This window comes from Arcicella gelida (assembly GCF_034931025.1).
In the GTDB taxonomy this organism is placed as follows: Bacteria; Bacteroidota; Bacteroidia; order Cytophagales; family Spirosomataceae; genus Arcicella; species Arcicella gelida.
Window position 1 is genome coordinate 1 of record NZ_JAYGIL010000078.1, and the last position, 971, is coordinate 971.

At 33.2% G+C, this 971-nt stretch carries 1 protein-coding gene; it reads left to right on the top strand.

What is annotated here, in order from left to right; translation table 11 throughout:
* Nucleotides 1-325: 325 nt before the first annotated feature.
* Entirely contained in the window at nucleotides 326-649 is a 324-nt protein-coding gene (locus VB776_RS24490; protein ID WP_323699473.1) for a DUF6984 family protein, read from the top strand.
* Nucleotides 650-971 lie beyond the last annotated feature (322 nt).

Sequence of the window (971 nt, forward strand, 5' to 3'; positions counted from 1 at the left end):
CCTTTTTCTTTTCTACAATAATCTAAGCTATTGATGATGATGTCTCGATGGTTTTTCCTGCTGAAAACATCCACCCAATCAACCACTTGGAGTGTTAAATAGTAAAGACCAGCTTGGTCATAGATTTGATAACCTTGTGGCATACGCTGAAAAGTTTGGTTAGACAAACTTATAAAATGCCTTGCATTTTTGCAATGTAACATTGCTATACACTCTGACGTAGTGAAACACTACGCCAAGCGGGGGATAGTCCTTGTTTCAAAGAATATATTGAAATACGTAAAACTTCCAATTTAGCAAAAATTAATACCCAAAGTACAGATTTATGAATGTAAGGAAAGCCACAGCCAATGAAGAAATGCTTTTAGCGTATTTGATTTCAAAAGCTTCTGTGACTATTTCGGAAGACTGGAAAATCAATTTGTTAGTGGCTTCAATGGATGATGGGAAAATGGGAAGTCTTAGCTTATATCCTGAAGGTATTGTATCAGAAAACCATCAGTTTGGTGGACAAATTAGTGAATACCTATTCTTAGATGAAGATGATGTAATCGTGTTAGCTTCTTTGTATGTTGATGAAAAAGGAAGGTTATTTGAACTTGATATGTGGAAAACAGATTACTCGCCACTGAGTAAATTGCCTTTCTAAACTTTTTTAAGACCTATTATCACTTATTTTAAAAACAAAAACTTGTTAATATTCATTATTTGCATGGTAATCAATAACATACAACTCCCACTTTGATTTTATTTTTTTTGATTGACTATAGACAAAACAACTATCTTTCTTTGAGGAAACTACAATAGAATCTCCAACAATAAAATTTTCTTCATTACTTACAATGAGTACAGTGAGGTGGTTCAAAAAAACGGCACACTTTTTTGCATAAAAAATGCGGAAAATGGAATTAAAGAAACCCAAGAAATCACACGCACATTACGAGCCTGATTTTAAAGAGGAAATACTGAGA

What these genes read in the sequence shown, in the direction of transcription:
- VB776_RS24490 (WP_323699473.1), top strand. Translation starts at nt 326, where the DNA reads ATGAATGTAAGGAAAGCCACAGCCAATGAAGAAATGCTTTTAGCGTAT.